The 18,969-nt window shown below is 72.6% G+C and carries 18 protein-coding genes and 1 riboswitch; of the genes, 9 read left to right on the plus strand and 9 right to left on the minus strand.

The window, feature by feature from the left end; genetic code table 11:
- Positions 1–274: 274 nt before the first annotated feature.
- From OHB41_RS14820 to OHB41_RS14830, 3 genes are all read right to left on the minus strand, one after another.
- The gene (locus tag OHB41_RS14820) at positions 275–670 is read right to left on the minus strand and encodes an SCO2097 family morphological protein (RefSeq protein ID WP_153291062.1); all 396 of its coding nucleotides are present in this window, start codon (positions 668–670) and stop codon (positions 275–277) included.
- Positions 671–945: 275 nt separating this feature from the next.
- Entirely contained in the window at positions 946–1,716 is a 771-nt protein-coding gene (locus OHB41_RS14825) for a methyltransferase (protein WP_266698572.1), read from the minus strand.
- A gap of 322 nt (positions 1,717–2,038) precedes the next feature.
- Complete coding sequence (locus OHB41_RS14830; RefSeq protein ID WP_266698574.1) at positions 2,039–2,578, minus strand: SAV_6107 family HEPN domain-containing protein; 540 nt, start codon at positions 2,576–2,578, stop codon at positions 2,039–2,041.
- 165 nt (positions 2,579–2,743) lie between these two features.
- Here OHB41_RS14830 and OHB41_RS14835 point away from each other — a divergent pair, with 165 nt between their 5' ends.
- The 5 genes from OHB41_RS14835 (at position 2,744) to OHB41_RS14855 (ending at position 8,949) form a co-directional block, all read left to right on the plus strand.
- Positions 2,744–3,643 carry an ATP-binding cassette domain-containing protein gene (locus OHB41_RS14835; protein ID WP_266698576.1) on the plus strand — a complete coding sequence of 300 codons (900 nt, stop codon included), beginning with the start codon at positions 2,744–2,746 and terminating at the stop codon, positions 3,641–3,643.
- Positions 3,615–5,699 (plus strand): YhgE/Pip domain-containing protein, encoded by a 2,085-nt coding sequence (locus OHB41_RS14840; RefSeq protein ID WP_266698578.1) that lies wholly within the window; start codon positions 3,615–3,617, stop codon positions 5,697–5,699. The genes OHB41_RS14835 and OHB41_RS14840 overlap by 29 nt, the downstream gene beginning before the upstream one ends.
- 11 nt (positions 5,700–5,710) lie before the next feature.
- Positions 5,711–6,337 (plus strand): TetR/AcrR family transcriptional regulator, encoded by a 627-nt coding sequence (locus OHB41_RS14845; RefSeq protein ID WP_266698580.1) that lies wholly within the window; start codon positions 5,711–5,713, stop codon positions 6,335–6,337.
- 419 nt (positions 6,338–6,756) lie between these two features.
- Positions 6,757–7,371 (plus strand): DUF4126 domain-containing protein, encoded by a 615-nt coding sequence (locus tag OHB41_RS14850; protein ID WP_266698582.1) that lies wholly within the window; start codon positions 6,757–6,759, stop codon positions 7,369–7,371.
- Positions 7,372–7,425: 54 nt separating this feature from the next.
- Positions 7,426–8,949 carry a phytoene desaturase family protein gene (locus OHB41_RS14855; RefSeq protein ID WP_266698583.1) on the plus strand — a complete coding sequence of 508 codons (1,524 nt, stop codon included), beginning with the start codon at positions 7,426–7,428 and terminating at the stop codon, positions 8,947–8,949.
- 95 nt (positions 8,950–9,044) lie between these two features.
- On the opposite strand, the gene OHB41_RS14860 is transcribed toward OHB41_RS14855, so the two are convergent.
- From OHB41_RS14860 to OHB41_RS14885, 6 genes are all read right to left on the minus strand, one after another.
- The gene (locus tag OHB41_RS14860; RefSeq protein WP_266698584.1) at positions 9,045–10,052 is read right to left on the minus strand and encodes an SCO2102 family sporulation regulator; all 1,008 of its coding nucleotides are present in this window, start codon (positions 10,050–10,052) and stop codon (positions 9,045–9,047) included.
- 56 nt (positions 10,053–10,108) lie between these two features.
- The gene (gene metF, locus OHB41_RS14865; RefSeq protein WP_266698585.1) at positions 10,109–11,032 is read right to left on the minus strand and encodes a methylenetetrahydrofolate reductase [NAD(P)H]; all 924 of its coding nucleotides are present in this window, start codon (positions 11,030–11,032) and stop codon (positions 10,109–10,111) included.
- Positions 11,033–11,244: 212 nt separating this feature from the next.
- Positions 11,245–11,889: a thiamine phosphate synthase gene (gene thiE, locus OHB41_RS14870; RefSeq protein WP_266698586.1), complete on the minus strand. Its 645-nt coding sequence runs from the start codon at positions 11,887–11,889 to the stop codon at positions 11,245–11,247.
- 95 nt (positions 11,890–11,984) lie between these two features.
- Positions 11,985–12,350, minus strand: coding sequence for an Rv2175c family DNA-binding protein (locus tag OHB41_RS14875; RefSeq protein ID WP_266698587.1), 366 nt, complete (start codon positions 12,348–12,350; stop codon positions 11,985–11,987).
- A gap of 337 nt (positions 12,351–12,687) precedes the next feature.
- Entirely contained in the window at positions 12,688–13,920 is a 1,233-nt protein-coding gene (locus OHB41_RS14880) for an NAD(P)/FAD-dependent oxidoreductase (RefSeq protein ID WP_266698588.1), read from the minus strand.
- Between the two features lie 76 nt (positions 13,921–13,996).
- Positions 13,997–14,380: an avidin-fold protein gene (locus tag OHB41_RS14885; RefSeq protein WP_266698589.1), complete on the minus strand. Its 384-nt coding sequence runs from the start codon at positions 14,378–14,380 to the stop codon at positions 13,997–13,999.
- A gap of 53 nt (positions 14,381–14,433) precedes the next feature.
- Positions 14,434–14,545, plus strand: a riboswitch (TPP riboswitch).
- On the opposite strand from OHB41_RS14885, the gene thiO reads away from it, so the two are divergent.
- The 4 genes from thiO to pknB all read left to right on the plus strand — a co-directional run bounded on the left by thiO (position 14,543) and on the right by pknB (position 18,956).
- The gene (gene thiO, locus OHB41_RS14890; protein WP_266698590.1) at positions 14,543–15,721 is read left to right on the plus strand and encodes a glycine oxidase ThiO; all 1,179 of its coding nucleotides are present in this window, start codon (positions 14,543–14,545) and stop codon (positions 15,719–15,721) included. (Overlaps the previous riboswitch by 3 nt.)
- A complete protein-coding gene (gene thiS / locus OHB41_RS14895) occupies positions 15,718–15,918 on the plus strand; it encodes a sulfur carrier protein ThiS (protein WP_266698592.1) in 201 nt (66 codons plus the stop codon). The genes thiO and thiS overlap by 4 nt, the downstream gene beginning before the upstream one ends.
- A gap of 3 nt (positions 15,919–15,921) precedes the next feature.
- The gene (locus tag OHB41_RS14900; protein ID WP_266698593.1) at positions 15,922–16,716 is read left to right on the plus strand and encodes a thiazole synthase; all 795 of its coding nucleotides are present in this window, start codon (positions 15,922–15,924) and stop codon (positions 16,714–16,716) included.
- 284 nt (positions 16,717–17,000) lie between these two features.
- Entirely contained in the window at positions 17,001–18,956 is a 1,956-nt protein-coding gene (pknB, locus tag OHB41_RS14905; protein ID WP_266698595.1) for a Stk1 family PASTA domain-containing Ser/Thr kinase, read from the plus strand.
- Positions 18,957–18,969 lie beyond the last annotated feature (13 nt).

Raw genomic sequence — 18,969 nt, forward strand, 5'->3', positions numbered from 1 at the left:
GGCCACACGGGATTCACGAGCGGGCCGCCCACGAGACGGACAGCAACAGCAGCACACCGGGGCGAACCGCGCCACCGGTCGGGCTGGGCCACCGGTCGGACCGCGCCACCGGTTACCGGGCCCGGTCGGGTTGGGCGGGTGGGCTCGGCCGGAGGCGGGGGCGGGTGTTGGTGGCATCGCGTGAGGGGGTGTCCACCCGGTCCGGGTGGACACCCCCTCACGATGTCCTACTTGCGCGGCCCGTCCGCCGTTGCCGCGGCGGCCGCTGCTGCTGTTACTGGCCCTGCTCGTCGCGACGTCGCTGCCAGCGTTGTTCGATGCGGTCCATCATGGAGCGGCGCTGTCGCGCCTGGCGACGCGCGGCGGGTGCGCCGGGCGTCGCCGGTTGTTCTCCCGGCTTGGGAGCCTTGCGCCAACCGGTGACGGCAAGCACCGCACAGCCCAGCATGACAAGAAAACCCACCACGCTCAGCCAGATCTGTACTGCGACCATTCCGGCCATGAGGAGCGCGATACCCACCAGGAAGCCCGCGACCGCCTGGTAGACCCGTCGCCGGGTGTACGTACGCAGCCCGCTTCCCTCAAGCGCTGTCGCGAACTTGGGATCTTCGGCGTACAGCGCTCGCTCCATCTGCTCGAGCATTCGCTGCTCGTGCTCCGAGAGCGGCACGGCGTCCTCCTCATCGTGCAGTCGCCGGGGCGACCGGGGGTCCCCTTCAGGATAGGCAGGGAATCGCCCCCGTGAAACCCGCCCCTCTGCGCCAATTCGCCAACCGGAACCCGCCATGGCACCCCGATCCACTGAGGCCTGCATTCCCCAGCGACCGGCCCGTCATGCCGGACGGTCTCCCTCGATCATACGGCGCCGAGGGCTCGATCGGGTGGCCTGTGGCGTACTCCATCTGCCGCCCCGCCCCTGATCAGGGGCGCACCACGGCGGACGACTCAGGCCTCGTCGGTCCCCTGCGGCTCACCGAGCACATGAAGCTGTGTGGCCACGGAGTGGAACGCGGCGAGTTCCGCGGCCGCCGCCTCCAGCTTCAGGAGTGCTTCGAGGGCTCCCGGTTCGGTGTCCACGAGGACTCCGGGGACCAGGTCCGCGAAGACCCGTACGCCATGAATGGCGCCGACGCGCAGGCCCGCGCCCTCGACGAGCGCGGTGAGCTGCTCGGCGGTGAAGCGGTGGGGCACGGGGTCGCCCTCGCCCCAGCGCCCGTCGGGGTCGGCGAGGGCGTGCCTGGCCTCCTTGAAGTGTCCGGCGAGGGCGCGGGCGATCACCGCACCGCCCAGGCCGGCGGCGAGCAGGCTGAGGACGCCCTCGGGGCGCAGCGCGTCCACCACGTTGCGCACGCCCTCGGCCGGGTTGTCCACGTACTCGAGGACCCCGTGGCACAGCACCGCGTCGTAGCCGCCTCGCTCGACGACGTCGAAGAGACCGTGGGCGTCGCCCTGCACGCCCTTGACGCGGTCGGCGACGCCGGCCTCGGCGGCCCTGCGCTCCAGCGCGAACAGCGCGTTCGGGCTCGGGTCGACGACGGTGACGCGGTGGCCGAGTCGGGCCGCGGGCACCGCGAAGTTACCGCTGCCGCCCCCGGTGTCGAGAACGTCCAGGGACTCCCGTCCGGTCGCCTTGACCCGGCGGTCGAGGGCGTCCTTGAGGACCTCCCAGACCACGGCGGTACGGAGAGAAGCGCGGGGGCGCATCGGGTCCGACACGGCAGTTGACTCCTCGGCGCGGCACCGCCTCGGGTAGGGCGGAGCGATCGGGGGGCCTCCCGGCGGGAGGCATCAGGCGTCTCCACCCTATTGCCTCCGCCGCCGTACCCGATCCTCCGTCTCACGCGCCGGTTCACGTGGTGGATCACATGACGAATGAGGTGACGGATCGGGTGATGGACCGGGTGTCGGACCCGAATCGTGGATCAAGGGGGACCGCACGGCGGGCGTGCGGGCCGCCGGTGCGCCTGCCGGTGCGGCGGTCCACGGCTTCGACGGCGGCGCCGGACCGCGCGCGTCCTGATCTCCCTCCCCCGCACGGTCAGCCGGCGTCCGGGACCTCCCGACCCCCGTCCTGCCGTGGCTGGGGCAGGACGGGTTGGAGCACGAGCATCCGCTCGACGATGCGCAGGAACATCGCCACGTCCCGTATGAGGTCGTCGGCGTCGCGGTTGCCCGCCGCGCCCTGGATGCCGGCCTCGGCCCGGGCGCGGCGGCCGGCGCCGGAAGCGAACAGGGCGCTCCACTCGGTCAGTTCGGGCGCGATCTCGGGGAGCACCTCCCAGGCGCTGCGGATGCGGGCCCGGCGTCGGGGGGTGGGTTCGGGTCGTCCCCGCGCGGCGAGGACAGCGGCGGCGGTGCGCAGAGCGGCCAAGTGGGCCGTCGCGTAACGCTCGTTGGGCGTTTCCAGGACCGCCGCCTCCTCGAGTCCGGCGCGGGCCTGGGCCAGCAGGTCGAGGGCGGCGGGCGGGGCCGTGGTCCGGCGGAGCACGGGGTGCACGTCGCTCGCGGGGCCGGTCAGTGAGGGGGCAGGGCCGGGGGCGCGGCGCCGGTGGGGGGCTGCTGCGGAAGAGGTGGCCATGACGAACCTCCTGTCGTCTGTGTGACGGCACTGTGGCCGTATGTGCCCATCGTGAGGTATGCCACTGACAATCCGTTCTGACCTGCGCCTTTGCTTCGATCGAAGGTTCGCGTTAGTTTTTGCACTGACCAGTCAGTTCAAAATTGCTCAGGGGGTGGGGACGCTGTGGACGGTCCGCACGGACTCGGTGTCACGGCCACGGACTTGGGACTCGAGGGGCCCCGCGGCTGGGCGTTCCGCGGGGTGGGGGTGAGCGCGGAGCCCGGTTCGCTGATCGCGGTCGAGGGCCCGTCCGGATCCGGCCGGACGTGCCTGCTGCTCGCCCTCACCGGCCGGATGCGGCCCACCGAGGGAAGCGGCGTCATGGGCGGATCGACCCTGCCGAAGCAGATGGCCGCGGTGCGCCGCGCGAGCGCGCTCGCCCACGTCCCGGGCGTCACCGATCTGGACCCCGCCCTGACCGTCGGGGAGCACCTGCTCGAACGGGCGCTGCTGCAAAGGCGGTTCGGGGGGACGCTGCGGGGGCTGTGGCGCCCGAGGGCCGGGCGGAACGCCGAGACGGAACGGCGGATCGACGACGCGCTGACCGCCGCCGGGCTGGACCGGGAAGCCCTGCCCAAGGGGTCCCGGACCGCCGTACGCGATCTGGAGCGGCTCGAAAGCCTGCGACTGTCCGTCGCGCTGGCCCTCGTCGGCCGTCCGGGGCTGCTCGGCGTCGACGACACCGACCTCAAGCTGTCGGATGCCGAACGGGCCGAGGCGTGGGCCCTGTTGGCGTCGATCGCCGCATCCGGCACCACCGTCGTCGCGGTGTGCAGCGAGGCCCCCGAAGGGGTGGTCACCGTGTCCACCGGCCGGACCGGGAAGCCCACGGGAACAGGCGACGACCCCGACAAGACCGGCGATCCCCGTACAGCCGACGAACCCGGCGATCCCCGCACAGTCGGCGAACCCGACGGCACCGCGGAACCCCACGCGGCCGAGACCCCCCGCAAGACCGCGGAACCCCAAACGACCGACGAGAAGGAGACGGCCGATGCGCTCACCGAAACTGGCCGCTCTTGAGCTCAGGCGGTTCGGCCGGGGCAGGCTGCCGCGCGCCGCACTCGCCGCGCTCCTCCTGCTGCCGCTGCTCTACGGCGCCCTCTACCTGTGGTCGTTCTGGGACCCGTACGGCCGTCTCGACCGCATCCCCGTGGCGCTCGTGAACGACGACCGGGGGGCGACGGCCGGGGGCGCCAAGCTCAGGGCGGGCGACGACATCACCAAGGGGCTGCGCGACAGCGACACCTTCGAGTGGCACGAGGTGAGCGCCGCCGAGGCCCGCAAGGGTGTCGAGAACGGCACGTACTACCTGTCGCTGACGATGCCGTCCGACTTCAGCAGCAGGATCGCCTCCAGCTCCGGGGACGCGCCGGAGACCGGCGCGCTCCAGGTCCGCACGAACGACGCGAACAACTACATCGTCGGGCAGATCTCGCGCACGGTCTTCAGCGAGGTGCGCACCGCGGCCTCCACGAAGGCGTCGAGATCGTTCCTCGACAAGATCTTCATCTCGTTCTCGGACATCCACGGGGAGACCGAGAAGGCCGCCAAGGGGGCCGACCGGCTCAAGGGCGGGATCGGCAAGGCCAAGAAGGGCTCCAAGGACCTCGCGGACGGCCTGAAGGAGGCCGAGAAGGGCAGCGGGAAGCTCTCCGCGGGCCTGAAGCGGCTCGACAAGGGCGCCGGCGACCTGGAGGACGGTTCACGGCAGGTCGCGGACGGCACGCGGACGCTGGCCACCAGGGTCAACGGCGTCGCGGACAAGGTGGGCCCCTTCGTGAAGGCCAACGAGAAGTCGATCGGCGACACGGCCCGTCTCGTCGCCGACTCCGCGTCGGTGGTCCGCCACAACCTGGGCACCCTGGTGGAGGCGGCTCCGGCCGCCTCCAGGGGCGCCCACACGGCCTCCACCGTGCTGAACAACGTCTACAAGGCGCGCTGCGAGACCCTGCCGGTCCCCGACCCCGCGTGCCCCGATCTCAAGAAGGCCAAGCAGGCCGCCGCGGACGTGGCCGCGGTCGCCGACGACCTCGACACGCTCGTCGACGACCAGGGCGGCGACCTCGACACGCTCGACCGGAACCTGGGCACGCTCCAGAAGCAGGCCCGTGCGCTCGCGAACCGCTCACCGCACCTCTCCGAGGACCTCGACGACGCCGTCTCCAAGATCAACGAACTGGACGCGGGCGCCGCGAAGGTCGCGGCGGGTGCCGAGAAACTCCACACCGGGCTCGGCACGGCCAGGACCGGCGCGGCGGACCTCGACACGGGTGTCGGCCGGCTGACGACCGGCGCGAGCGACCTCGACGGAGGCATCTACCAGCTCGTCGGAGGCTCCGGGAAGCTGGCCGGGGGCCTGCACGACGGCGCCGGCCGGATCCCCGACTACGACCGGCAGGACCGCGACCGGCGCACCCACGTCATGGCCGACCCGGTCCAGCTCGCCTCCGGGGACCTGCACAAGGCGCCCAACTACGGCACCGGTTTCGCCCCGTACTTCATCCCGCTGTCGCTGTGGGTGGGCGCGATGGTCGCCTACATGCTGATCCCGCCGCTCAGCCGGCGCGCACTCGCGATCGGCGCCTCGGCCTGGCGCATCGCCCTGGCGGGCTGGCTGCCGGTGGCCGCCCTGGGCGTGCTGCAGACGGCGGCCCTGATGTCCGTACTGCACTGGGCGATCGGCCTGGAGATGGTGCGGGCGGCCGGGACGGTCGGCTTCCTGTTCCTGGTGACGGCGTGCTTCGCGGCCGTCGTCCAGTGGCTGAACGCGCGCTTCGGAGCGGCCGGCCGGATCCTCGTACTGGCGCTTCTGATGCTCCAGCTGACGTCGGCGGGCGGCACCTACCCCGTCCAGACGAGTCCGCGCTTCTTCAACGCGATCCACCCCTTCCTGCCGATGAGTTATGTCGTCGAGGCCCTCCGCAGGCTCATCACCGGCGGCGGTCTGGGACCCGTCTGGCAGGCGTGCGCCGTCCTCACGGCGTTCACCGCGGGCGCCCTCGCGCTCACCGCCCTGTCGGCGCGCAACAGGCAGGTGTGGACCCTGGACCGCCTTCACCCGGAGCTGAGCCTGTGACAATCAGGGCCATGGAAAGCAGCAACACCACGGCAGGCAGCGGTCGCCGCGAGGCCACCCGGCAGAAGCTCTACGAAGCGGCCGTCACCCTCATCGCGGAACAGGGTTTCTCCGCCACCACCGTGGACGAGATCGCGGAGCGGGCCGGAGTCGCCAAGGGCACCGTCTACTACAACTTCGCCAGCAAGGCCGTCCTCTTCGAAGAGCTGCTGCGGCACGGCGTGGGGCTCCTCACCACCTCCCTGCGCGAGGCCGCGGAGCGGACCGAGCGCGAGGGAGGGACGAGAGTCGACGCCCTGGACGCGATGATCCGCGCCGGGCTCGTCTTCATGGACCGTTACCCGGCCTTCACCCAGCTGTACGTGGCCGAGCTGTGGCGCACCAACCGGGCCTGGCAGTCCACGCTCATGGTGGTCAGGCGGGAGGCGGTCGCGGTCGTCGAGGACGTGCTGCGCGAGGGGGTGGCGGGCGGTGAGCTCAGCGACGAGATCGACATCCCGCTGACCGCGGCCGCTCTGGTCGGCATGGTCCTGGTGGCCGCCCTGGACTGGCAGGCCTTCCAGCCCGAGCGTTCCCTGGACGACGTCCACGCGGCGCTCTCACGGCTGCTCCAGGGGCGTGTGAGCGGCAGCCGCTAGGGCACCGCGCCCGAGCGGGACGGCCCTGGCGCGACGGCCCGGCTCCATGCGAAAGCGCCGGTCCGAGGTGGCCGCGTCCCCCGCGGGCCACTTCGAACCGGCGCTTCGCCGTGCTCCCCCGTACTCCCCCCGTGCTCCCCGCTCTCTCCGTCGGGCCCCGTCCGGTCGTTCCCCGGGTTCCCCCGTGCCTCACTCCCGCCGACCGGGCCGGCGGAAGGAGCGGCCAAGGGCGCGGGAACCGTTCCGCCGCCCCGTGTCGGCGGTACCGGAGCCGCGCCCCCTTCCGTGCCTCCACTCTCCCGTCCGAACGGGGCGGACCCCATCCGTCCGGATACTCATCTCCCTCACTGGGTACGGATACCTAGTCCTGGGCACTCACCCCCAGGACGGACCGTCGTCAACTGGTTACGATCGCTGCCGTGTCCGTACTCCCCCTGGTCTTCACCAGCGGCTGGGCCAGCGGCATCAACGCGTACGCGGTGGTGCTGCTGCTCGGCGTCTTCGGCGCGACCGGCCTGAGCGACGACGTCCCCGAGGCCCTGCAGCGCCCCGACGTGCTCATCGCGGCGGGCGTCCTCTTCCTGTGCGAGGCGGTCGCCGACAAGATCCCGTACGTGGACACGGTGTGGGACTCGGTGCACACCGTGGTCCGGCCGGTGGCGGGGGCGGTGGTCGGTGCGCTGCTCGCCGGACACAGCGGTTCGCTCCCCGACCTGGCGGCGGGCGCGATCGGTGGTTCGACCGCGCTGGCGAGCCACGCGGTCAAGGCCGGGACCCGGATGGCGATCAACACCTCGCCCGAGCCGTTCACCAACGTCGGCATGAGCATCGCCGAGGACCTCGGGGTCGCCGGGATCCTGACGTTCGCGATGTTCCATCCCGTGGCCGCGGCGGTCATCGCGGCCGTGCTGCTGCTCGCGGGGCTGCTGACGCTCTTCTTCCTGGTCTCCCGCATCCGGCGGTTCCTGCGCCGCAGGGCCCAGCGCCGGGAGGAGAGACGGCTCGCCGCACATGTCAGGCCACCACCCGGCTGACCAGCGAGAGGCCCCCGGACCGGCCTGTCGGTGGTGGCCGATAAAGTCGCGGGCATGGGACGGATTGCGGTGATCGGCGCCGGGATGGGCGCGATGGCGGCCGCCGCCCGGCTGGCCGTCGCGGGCCATCGGGTGGTGGTGTACGAGCGCGCGTCGACGTACGGCGGAGCACTGGGCCGCTTCGAGCGCGACGGCTTCACGTTCGACACGGGCCCCGGGCTGTTGCGGGTGCCCGCCGTCCTGCGCGATCTGTTCGTCAAGACGGGCAAGGAGCCGCTGGAGGCGTGTGTCGACCTGGTCCAGGTGGACCCGTCCGCACGCCATGTCTTCGCCGACGGCACCGAGGTCTCGCTGCCCAACGCCTCCCGCGCGGGTGTCGTCACCGCCCTCGACCAGGCGCTCGGGGCGGGCGCGGGCGAGCGGTGGGGCGACTTCATGGTGCGGGGCCGCGAGGCCTGGGACCGGACACGGCGGCCGCTCCTGGAGGAACCGCTGTGGCCGAACTGGCAGGTGCTCGCCGACCGCGAGCCCTACCCCGCGGTGTCGCACAGGAGGATGCTGCGCACCCGCCGGGCCGGCACGCTCGCCGAGGTCGGCGCGTGGGAGCTGCGCGAGCCGCGGCTCGCCGCCCTCCTGGAGAGTCATGCCCTCGCGTACGGGCTCGACCCACGCGTCGCACCGGCGAGCGCGGCCGTGCTTCCGTACATGGAGCACGCCTTCGGCACCTGGTACGTACGCGGAGGCATGCGGGAACTGGCGCGTGCGGTGTACGAGCGGTGTCTGGCCCGCAGGGTGGAGTTCCGCTTCGGGACGCCGGTCGGGCGGATCGTGGAGAAGGACGGACGGGCGGTGGGCGTCGAGCTCGCCGAGGACCCCTCCCGGGCTGACGGCTCCGCGGCGGCGACGGTCGAGGACGCCGACTTCGTGGTCGCCGGTGTCGCGCCCGAGGTGCTGGACCGTCTCGTCGCCGGGACGGCGCTGCGCGGCGGTGACGAGATCGCGCCGCAGCGGGGCGTGCCGAGCCGGCTGACCGTGCTGCTGGCGCTGCGCGGCGGGCGGCAGGCAGGGGTGGCGCACCGGACGGTGGTGCACACTCCCGACCGTGCGGAGGAGCTGGAGCGGCTCTTCGGCGAGCGTCCCGGACTCCCCGCCGCGCCCACGGTGACGGTCTCGCGCCCGGACGACCCCGGTCTCGCGCCCGACGCGGACCACGAGGCGGTGACCGTGACGGTCACGGTGCCCTCGGGTCTGCGGGTGTCGAAGGCGGACGTGGAGCGGGTGCTCGACGCCACCCGGCGCGCCGTGCCGGACGTGCGTGAGCGTCTGCTGTGGCACGAGATCCGCACCCCGTCCGACATCGCGGAGGCGACGGGCGCGGAGGGCGGCGCGGTGCCCGCACCGGCGCTCGCGGCGGCGGGCGGCCGGCTGCTGCACCCGTCGAACGGCACCCGCATGCCGGGGCTGTTCACGGTCGGCGGCTGGACGCATCCCGGCGGCGGCCTTCCGCACGCGGGGATGTCGGGCGCCCTGGTGTCCGGGCTGATCGTGGAGGGACCGGACTTCCGGGGCTCGCAGTGAGCCCGCGAGCTCTCGGAGAGCACCCCTGGGGGCCGCCCGTACCGGCCCTCACCCGGTCCCTGAGGCGTTCCCGGCCCTGAGGACGCTGCGGACGGTCAGTACCGGTACTGCTCGTCGAACCCGGCGCCGTTCCCGTTCCCGTTCCCGTTGCCGTTCCCCTGGCCGTTGTCCTGGTACGGATACTGCTGCTCGGGCGGAAGCTCGCCGCCGTACTGGGCGTCGGTGCTGCGCTGCTGCGGGACCCAGACGCCGCCGGCCGGGGTCTCGCCGCCGTAGCCGCCGGTGGCGTACTGGTCCTGGCCGTAGCCCTGCTGCTGCGGGTACTGCTGATCGCCGCCGTACGTCATGTCGTACGCCGCGCCGTTGTAGGTCTGCGTGCCGATGTACGGGTCGGAGTACGCGGCGTACTGCTGCTGGCCGTTGTCGTAGCCGTACTGCTGCTGGTCGTAACCGGAGTAACCGTCGTACGCGTAGGCCTGCTGGTCCTGGGAGGGAGCGGCTGCGTAGGACTGGCCGGACTGACCCGCGCCGGCCGCGTAGGCGGCGTCGCTGTAGACGCCGTAGGAGCCGGTGTCATCGGGCAGGGGCTGGGGCTCGTACACGGCCGTGCCGCCGGTCGCCGTGAGGTCGCCGGAGCCGGTCGGCATGAACCGGTCGGAGTGCGCGGGCGTGAAGACGTCGTCCTCGCGGGTGTAGTCGTCGTCGCTCTGCGGATACCGTGCGTCCTCGGCCGCCTCCTGCTCCGGCTCGAGGTCGGAGACGTCCAACGTCGGATCCTGGCGGTCCGGCTCGCCGCGCCGACGCTTGCTCCTGCCCGAACCCTTGTCCGGAGCCTGCTCGGCTGCCTGACGGTTGCCCACCGCCCAGCCGGCCGCGAAGCCGCGGCGGAACGACAGCGTGACGTACGTCTGGCCGACCGCGAAGGCGGCCGCGCCCAGACCGACGACGATCACGGACGGGATCAGCACACCGAGAACCACACCGGCGAAGCCGACGAAGGCGAGCAGCCGGTAGCGCAGCCGCGCCTTGTACTGCAGCAGAACCTCGCCGAGGAGCCACAGTGCGACGATGCCGAAAGCGATATAGAGGACCGTCAAGCCCATGTACGCCCCTCTCCCAGTGGCCGCTACGCAGTGTGTCGTACGCGGGTGCGGCCGGTCTAGGCCTGCTGTGGGTGGTGCAGGCCCAGATTCTCGTAGATTTCCAGCGTCGCCGTGGAGTTGTTCAGCGTAATGAAGTGCAGTCCGGGGACGCCCTCGTCCAGCAGCTTCGCGCAAAACTCCGTCGCGAACTCGATGCCAATGGAGCGTACAGCCGCCGGATCGTCTTTGGCTGTGAGGATCCGCTCTTTCAGGACGTCCGGGAACGAAGCGTTACTGAGCTGTGGAAGCCGTTCCAGCATCTTCACACTCGTCACCGGCATGACCTCGGGGATCACCGGTGTCCCGCACCCCGCCGCCGCGACCCGGTCGCGCAGCCGAAGGTACGACTCGGGCTGGAAGAACATCTGCGTGATCGCGTAGTCCGCGCCGGCCCGGCACTTGTCGACGAAGTGCGCGACGTCCGTGTCCCAGCCGGTGGAGCGCGGATGCATCTCGGGGAAGGCGGCGACGCCCACGCAGAAGTCGCCGGACTCCTTGATGAGACGGACGAGTTCGGCCGCGTAGGTCAGGCCCTGGGGATGCGGCACCCACTCGCCCATGGGGTCTCCCGGCGGGTCTCCGCGGACCGCGAGCATGTTCCGGATCCCCGCGTCCGCGTACTGGCCGATGATGTTGCGCAGCTCCGCCACGGAGTGGTTGACGGCGGTGAGGTGGGCCACCGGCGTGAGCGTGGTGTCGGCGACGATCTGCTCGGTCTCCCTGACCGTGCCTGCGCGGGTGGAGCCGCCCGCTCCGTAGGTCACGGAGACGAAGTCGGGGGCCACGGCCTCGACCCGGCGCAGCGCGTTCCACAGGTTCCGCTCGCCCTTGGGGGTCTTCGGCGCGGAGAACTCGAACGAGTACGTCTTCTTGCCGGACGCGAGCATGTCGCTCACGATGCGTGCGCGGTCAGTCCTGGTGGAGGCAGATCCGAGGGCCATACTCGCAGGTTAGCCAGGGGGCGACGGTCCCCCAACCGAACAGCAGGGAATTGTCCGCTTCGTCGGCTTCTTGTCCACCCCTCGGACAGAGCGGGACCGACCCGACGGGCGGCGGGACGACCCGGCGGGCCGCAGGCGGTCCGGCAGGCGGGTCACGGGCGGGCCGCGGGCGGGTCCGGCAGGCGGGCCACGGGCCGTGCGGATCGGGGCGGTCAGGCCTGCCGCAGCCGCTTCGCGAACTCCGCGGCCGCCGCCGCGGGGTCGTCCGCCTCGGTGATCGCGCGTACGACGACGACACGGCGGGCGCCGGCCTCCAGCACCTCGTCGAGGTTGCCCAGGTCGATGCCGCCGATGGCGAACCAGGGGCGGTCGGTGTCCAGCGCGGCGGTGTGGCGGACCAGGTCCAAGCCCGGTGCGTGGCGGCCGGGCTTGGTGGGAGTGGGCCAGCAGGGGCCGGTGCAGAAGTAGTCCACGCCCTCCTGGACGGCGGCGGCCGAGGCCTCCGCCGCCGCGTGCGTGGAACGGCCGATCAGGACGTCGTCGCCGAGGATGGCGCGGGCCGCGGGGACCGGGAGGTCGCCCTGGCCCAGATGGAGTACGTCGGCGCCGGCCGCGTGGGCGACGTCCGCCCGGTCGTTGACCGCGAGGAGCTTGCCGTGGCGGGCGCAGGCGTCGGCGAAGACCTGGAGGTGTTCCAGTTCCTCGGCCGCCTCCATGCCCTTGTCGCGCAGCTGCACGATGTCGACGCCACTCGCCAGAACGGCGTCCAGGAACTCGGCGAGGTCGCCCTGGCGCGTGCGCGCGTCCGTGCAGAGGTAGACGCGGGCGTCGGCGAGGCGGGCGGCGTTCTCGGGCATGCGTGGGTCCCCCGTGGTGCGGCGGTGCGTACGGACCACGGCGGCCGGGGTGGTCCGGGGCCGGCCGTGGTCCGTACGCCGGACGTGTTGTCGGATCAGACGGCGAGCGCCTGGGCGCGACGCTTCACCTCCGTGCCGCGATTCTCGCTCAGCGCCTGCGCGGGGGTGCCGGGCAGGGTCGGGTCGGAGGTGAAGAGCCACTCGAGCATCTCTTCGTCGGTGAAGCCGTCGTCCCGCAGGAGCGTCAGGGTGCCGGTGAGGCCCTTGACGACCTTGTCCTCGTCGATGAAAGCGGCGGGGACGTGCAGCGCGCGGTTCTCACCACGGCGTACGGCGATCAGCTGGCCTTCCTTGACCAGCTGCCGGACGCGGGTCACCTCGACGCCGAACTGTTCGGCGATGTCGGGGAGGGTGAGCCAGGCGGGGACGAGAGCATCGATCTTTGCGTCAATCTCGGTCACGGGACAAGCCTGCCATCCCGGACTGACACTCGGTACCCGAGCGCCACCCGTCCCGCGTCAGAAGCGCGTGAATCTCGCGGAATTCCGTCGAATTCCGGCGCGGTGGCACCCGTGCGGACCGGGCGGCGGCGCGGCCGCCGCCCGGCGGGGGAACCGGCCGGCCCGGGGTCCGCCGGGCGAGGGAACTCCCGGCCCGGGACCGGTCCCCCAGCGTCGCGCACCCGAGGAAAGGCGCCGGAGTCTGCTCAGGCCGCGGCGCCCTTCAGCCAAGGGAACCCACCGGCCCGAGACCCGGCCCCCCAGCGTCGCCCGCCCGACGGAAGACGCCGCAGCCCGCTCACGCCGCGGCGTCCTTCAGAGGACGTGACGGATTCGACAGGATCTCCGGGTCCAGCGGCATGCCCGCCTCGATCAGACGGCGGCCCTGGGCCAGGTCGCGGGGGCGGCCCACCGCCAGGAGGGCGACGAGGCGGGAGTCGCGCAGCCAGCAGACCGTCCAGGCGGCGCCCGAGGAGTCGCCGCGCCAGACGGTCGTGTCGGCGGGCGCGTGGTGGCCGACGTACTGGACGAAACGGCCGAACTGCTCGGACCAGAAGTACGGAACCGGGTCGTACGCCGCCGGGGCCTCGCCGATGATGTTCGCCGCCACCGTGCGCGGTCCCTGCAGAGCGTTGTCCCAGTGGTGGACGAGGAGGCGCTCCTCGTACCGGCCCGAGGGGAAGGAGGCGCAGTCGCCGACCGCGTAGACGTCCGGCAGCGAGGTGCGCAGGTGGCTGTCGGCCACGACCTCGCGGTGGGCTCCGAGTTCGATGCCGGAGCCGGCCAGCCAGGCGGTGGCGGGCCGGGCGCCGATGCCGACGACCACGGCGCCCGCGGGCACCCGGGACCCGTCGTCGAGCACGACGGCGCCGGGCTCGACGCGCTCCACGCGCGCGTGGGTGCGCAACGAGGCCCCGCTGTCCGCGTACCAGGCGGCCATCGGCGCGGCCACCTCGGCGGGCAGTGCCCCGGCCAGTGGCCGGTCGGCGGCCTCGACGACCGTCACCGCGCACCCGGCCTCGCGCGCCGCCGTCGCGAACTCGGCGCCGATCCAGCCCGCCCCGACCACCACGATGTCGTGCTGCCGGGCGAGCACCGGGCGCAGCCGTTCGGCGTCGTCCAGGGTGCGCAGGAGATGGACGCCGGGCATGCCCTCCGCGCCGGGGAGCTGGATCGGTTCCGCGCCGGTCGCCAGGACCAGGACGTCGTAGGGCACGGGTCCCGTGGCGGTGTCCAGCTCGTGGTCCCCGGGGCGCAGGCCCAGCGCCTCGCAGCCGAGCTTCAGTTCGATGCCCAGCGCCTCGAAGTCGATGTCGAAGGCGGAGTGCTCGGCCTTGCCGAGCAGCACCGCCTTCGACAACGGCGGCCGGTCGTACGGCTGGTGCGGCTCGGCGCCGATCAGTGTCACGCCGCCGGTGAAGCCCTGTTCGCGCAGGGCGACCGCGGTCTGTACGCCGGCCATGCCCGCGCCCGCGATGACGACCCGGCGTGCCGTAGGCCCCTGCGTCTGCCCCTGCGTCTGCTCGCTCACCTGATCACCATAGACACCTGACATTCCGTCAGTCAGCGGACGTGCTCAGTGACCTCTTCCACAATGCGACTCGGTGTCAGCCGGTCCGTTCGGCGCGGGCGGCCAGTGCGGGGCGTGCAGGGGGTTCGATCTGTTCCACGACGCTCGTCCCGCTGCCCGTCCGCGACTCCCACTCCCAGGTCTCCTCCAGCCGCAGCCGGCCGTCGGAGAGCTCCACCACGACGGACACGCAGTGTCCGCCGGACGTGGTGCCGTCGCGTCCCAGCTGTACGTACCGGAAGTCGAGGCGGTCGCCCTCCCGGGTCCCCAGGAGACGGCCGCGGACGATGTCGCCGCCCGCGTACTCGGCCCAGATCTCGCCGTCCTTCTCGTGGTACGTGAACCGGGTGCCGGTCCCGACCTGGCCCGGCGCCTGGTCGGCGACCGGGGCGAGGACGAGGCCGTCGAGCGAACGGGCCATGGGGCGGAGGCTCCCTTACTGAGGCCCGCGGCAGCGAGCTAGGGTGGTCAACGTAGAGCACTCGCGGGAGCCCGGACGCACCGGGCTGAGAGGGAGGCTGGCGGCCTCCGACCGTACGAACCTGATCCGGGTCATGCCGGCGAAGGGAGGGGCTGGACGCCCATGTCGCGTACACCGGCGGAGAGGTCCGTCACGTCCGACGTCCTGGTGGTGGGGGGCGGGATCATCGGCCTGGTCACGGCCTGGCGGGCCGCCCAGCGCGGGTTCACCACGACGGTCGTGGACCCGGAACCCGGCGGCGGGGCCGCGCAGGTCGCCGCCGGGATGCTCGCGGCCGTCACCGAGCTGCACTACGGCGAACAGACGCTGCTGGGCCTGAACCTCGCCTCCGCGCGCCGCTATCCGGACTTCGTCGCCGAGCTCACCGAGGCGGCGGGCCAGGACCTCGGCTATCGCCGGTGCGGCACGCTGGCCGTCGCCCTGGACTCCGACGACCGCGCCCATCTGCGTGAACTGCATGACCTGCAGAGCCGTTCGGGGCTCGACTCGGAGTGGCTCAGCGGTCGCGAGTGCCGCCGGCTGGAGCCGATGCTCGCGCCCGGTGTCCGTGGTGGTCTGCGCGTCGACGGCGACCACCAGATCGACCCGCGCCGCCTCGCGAAGGCCCTGGTCACCGCATGCGAGCGAGCCGGAGTGGGGTTCCACAGGACCTGGGCGGAGCGGCTGACCGTGGTCCGGGAGCGGGCCACCGGGGTCGTCACCGCGGGCGGCGACCGGCTGGAGGCGGCGCAGGTGGTGCTGGCGGCGGGCAGCCTCAGCGGGAGGCTCAAGGGCGTGCCCGACGACGTGAGGCCGCCCGTGCGCCCGGTGAAGGGGCAGGTGCTGCGGCTGACCGTGCCGAAACGGTACGCGCCCTTCCTGAGCCGCACCGTACGGGCCGTGGTCCGCGGCAGCCAGGTCTATCTGGTGCCGCGCGAGAGCGGCGAGCTCGTCGTCGGCGCGACCAGCGAGGAGCTGGGCTGGGACACCACGGTGACCGCGGGCGGCGTGTACGAGCTGCTGCGCGACGCCCATGAGCTGGTGCCCGGGATCACCGAACTGCCGCTCACCGAGACCCGGGCCGGACTGCGCCCCGGCTCGCCCGACAACGCTCCGCTGCTCGGCCCGACCGGGCTCGACGGACTGCTGCTGGCCACCGGCCACCACCGCAACGGCGTCCTGCTCACTCCCGTCACCGGGGACGTCATGGCGCACGTCCTCGCCTCGGGGGAGCTCCCCGAGGAAGCGCGCCCCTTCACTCCCCACCGGTTCAGCCCGACACGCACGGAGCAGCCCGTATGAACATCCTCGTCAACGGCGAGCGCCGGCTCGTCGCCGCGGGCACCGCCCTCGACACGCTCGTCGCCACCCTCACGGCGGCGCCCTCCGGCGTCGCGGCCGCGCTCAACGAGACCGTCGTCCCGCGCACCCGGTGGTCGTCCACGTCCCTGCGCGAGGGAGACCGTGTCGAAGTCCTCACCGCTGTCCAAGGAGGCTGACCCATGGCCGACGATCCGTTCGTCCTCGGAGGTACGTCCTTCACGTCCCGGCTGATCATGGGTACGGGGGGTGCGCCCAGCCTCGACGTGCTGGAGCGGTCGCTCGTGGCGTCCGGGACGGAGCTGACGACGGTCGCGATGCGCCGGGTGGATCCCGCGGCGCACGGCTCCGTCCTGTCCGTGCTCGACCGGCTCGGCATCCGGATCCTGCCGAACACGGCGGGGTGCTTCACCGCGGGCGAGGCCGTGCTGACCGCGCGGCTCGCCCGGGAAGCGCTCGGCACCGATCTCGTCAAGCTGGAGGTCATCGCCGACGAGCGCACCCTGCTGCCCGACCCGATCGAGCTGCTCGACGCCGCGGAGACGCTGGTCGACGACGGATTCACGGTGCTGCCGTACACGAACGACGACCCCGTGCTCGCGCGGAAGCTGGAGGATGTCGGGTGCGCGGCGGTCATGCCGCTCGGCTCGCCCATCGGGTCGGGCCTGGGGATCCGCAACCCGCACAACTTCGAGCTGATCGTGGAGCACGCGCGCGTGCCGGTGATCCTGGACGCGGGGGCCGGTACGGCGTCGGACGCGGCACTGGCGATGGAGCTGGGGTGTGCCGGTGTGATGCTCGCCTCGGCCGTGACACGGGCGCAGGAGCCGGTGCTGATGGCCGAGGGCATGAGGCACGCCGTGGAGGCGGGGCGTCTCGCGCGGCGTGCGGGGCGGATTCCCCGGCGGCACTTCGCCTCGGCGTCCTCTCCCGCGGCAGGTCTCGCGCGGCTGGATCCGGAGAGGCCGGCCTTCTAGCGCCGCGATACCGGGCACCGCGGCACCGGGTGCCGGGAACCGTGGCGGGGCGACCGGTGCCTGCCGGTGGCACCCGGCCGTGACACCACGGGCTCCTCCCGGCGGTCGCGTGACGGCGGTTTCCGGCCAGTGGGAGTGTGGGGGCTCCGAGTGGTGGGGCCGCCGTCAGCGGAGCGGGCCGCGTCACCTCTTCGGCGCGATGTGCGTCACAGGTCGGCTGCAGTCCCGCCCCGGTACGGGCCACAACGAGAGGGCCGACGGCGACGGCTCGTAGACTCACTTGCGTGGATACGACCCTTCAGGACCCGCTCGTCGGGCAGATGCTCGACGGCCGCTATCGCGTCGACGCCCGGATCGCGGTCGGCGGAATGGCCACGGTCTACAGGGCCCTGGACACCCGTCTGGACCGCGTGCTCGCGCTCAAGGTCATGCACCCGACGCTGGCCGCCGACGTCTCGTTCGTCGAGCGGTTCATACGCGAGGCCAAGTCGGTGGCCCGGCTCGCGCACCCCAACGTGGTGCAGGTCTTCGACCAGGGGACGGACGGGTCGTACGTCTATCTGGCCATGGAGTACGTCGCGGGCTGCACCCTGCGTGACGTGCTGCGCGAGCGCGGGGCGCTCCAGCCGCGGGCCGCGCTGGACGTCCTGGAGCCGGTGCTCGCCGCGCTGGGCGCCGCGCACCGCGCCGGGTTCGTGCACCGCGACATGAAGCCCGAGAACGTCCTCATAGGGGACGACGGCCGGGTCAAGGTGGCGGATTTCGGCCTGGTACGGGCCGTGGACACCGTTACGCAGACGACGGGGTCCGTGCTCGGCACCGTGTCGTATCTCGCTCCCGAGCAGATCGAGCACGGCACCGCCGACACCCGCGTCGACGTGTACGCCTGCGGAGTCGTCCTCTACGAGATGCTCACCGGCGGCAAGCCGCACTCCGGCGACTCCCCCGCCCAGGTGATCTACCAGCATCTGAACGCGGACGTGCCGCCGCCGTCGGCCGCCGTGCCGGGCATGCCCTTCGCGCTCGACCAGCTGGTCGCCGCGGCCACCGCCCGCGACCCCGGGATGCGCCCGCACGACGCGGTGACGCTGCTCGGCCACGTGCTGGAGGCGCGGGCGGGGCTCACCGCCGAGCAGCTGGACGCCGTACCGCCGCAGGCCGTCACCGCGGGCCACGACAACGCGGAGGACCGTACGAGCGTGATCCCGCGCTCCCTGTCCGTGCCGCGTCTGCTGCCGGTGAACGAAGAGGACGCGGCCGGCGGGGCCGACGGGCTCAACCGGACGAGCCGGTTCGAGCAGACCAGTGTGCTCGCCTCCGAGCCGCCCGCCCCCACGCGGCGGCGCGGCTCACGCCCCCGGCGCGGAACGATCGTGATCGTGACCGCGATCCTGCTGGCGCTCGGCCTGGGCGCGGGCGTCTGGTACATCAACTCCGGCCAGTTCACGAAGGTCCCGTTGTTGCTGGCGAAGACCGAGACGCAGGCCAGGTCGCGGATCGAGGCGGCCGGGCTCGACGTCGGGCAGGTCAGGCACGCGTACAGCGACACCGTGAAGCGCGGCACCGTGATCAGCAGTGACCCGCAGCCCGGCGCGCGGATCCGTGACCACGACTCCGTGTCGCTGACCGTCTCCGACGGCCCGAAGACGGTGCGGGTGGCCGACCTGTCGGGCTTCACGCTGTCCAAGGCGCGGGAGGTGCTGGAGGGTGACGGACTCGCCGCGGGCATGATCACGCGGGAGTTCAGCGCGGACGTGCTCAAGGGCTCGGTGATCCGTACGGATCCGGAGGCGGGCACGCGACGGCACGCCGGTTCCGCCATCGCCCTCGTCGTCAGCAAGGGCAGTCCGGTGGAGATCTCGGATGTCACCGGGACGTCCGTCGAGGACGCCACGGCGGAGCTCGAACAGGCGGGGCTGAAGGTGAAGATCGCCGCCCGGCGGGTCACCTCGGAGTTCGACAAGGGCCAGGTCGCCCGGCAGTCGCCGGACGCGGGCAGCGAGGCCGCCACGGGCGACACCGTCACGCTGACGGTGTCCAAGGGCCCCGAGATGGTCCAGGTGCCGGACGTGGTGGGCGACAGCGTGGACGACGCGACGAAGGCGCTCGAGGACGCCGGGTTCCAGGTCGACGAGGACCGTGGACTGCTCGGGCTCTTCGGGGACCACGTCAAGGGCCAGTCGGTGGACGGCGGCAAGACCGCGCCCAAGGGGTCGACGATCACCATCGAGATCCGCTGAGCCGGGCCGGAAT

The organism is Streptomyces sp. NBC_01571, from assembly GCF_026339875.1.
Taxonomy (GTDB): Bacteria; Actinomycetota; Actinomycetes; order Streptomycetales; family Streptomycetaceae; genus Streptomyces.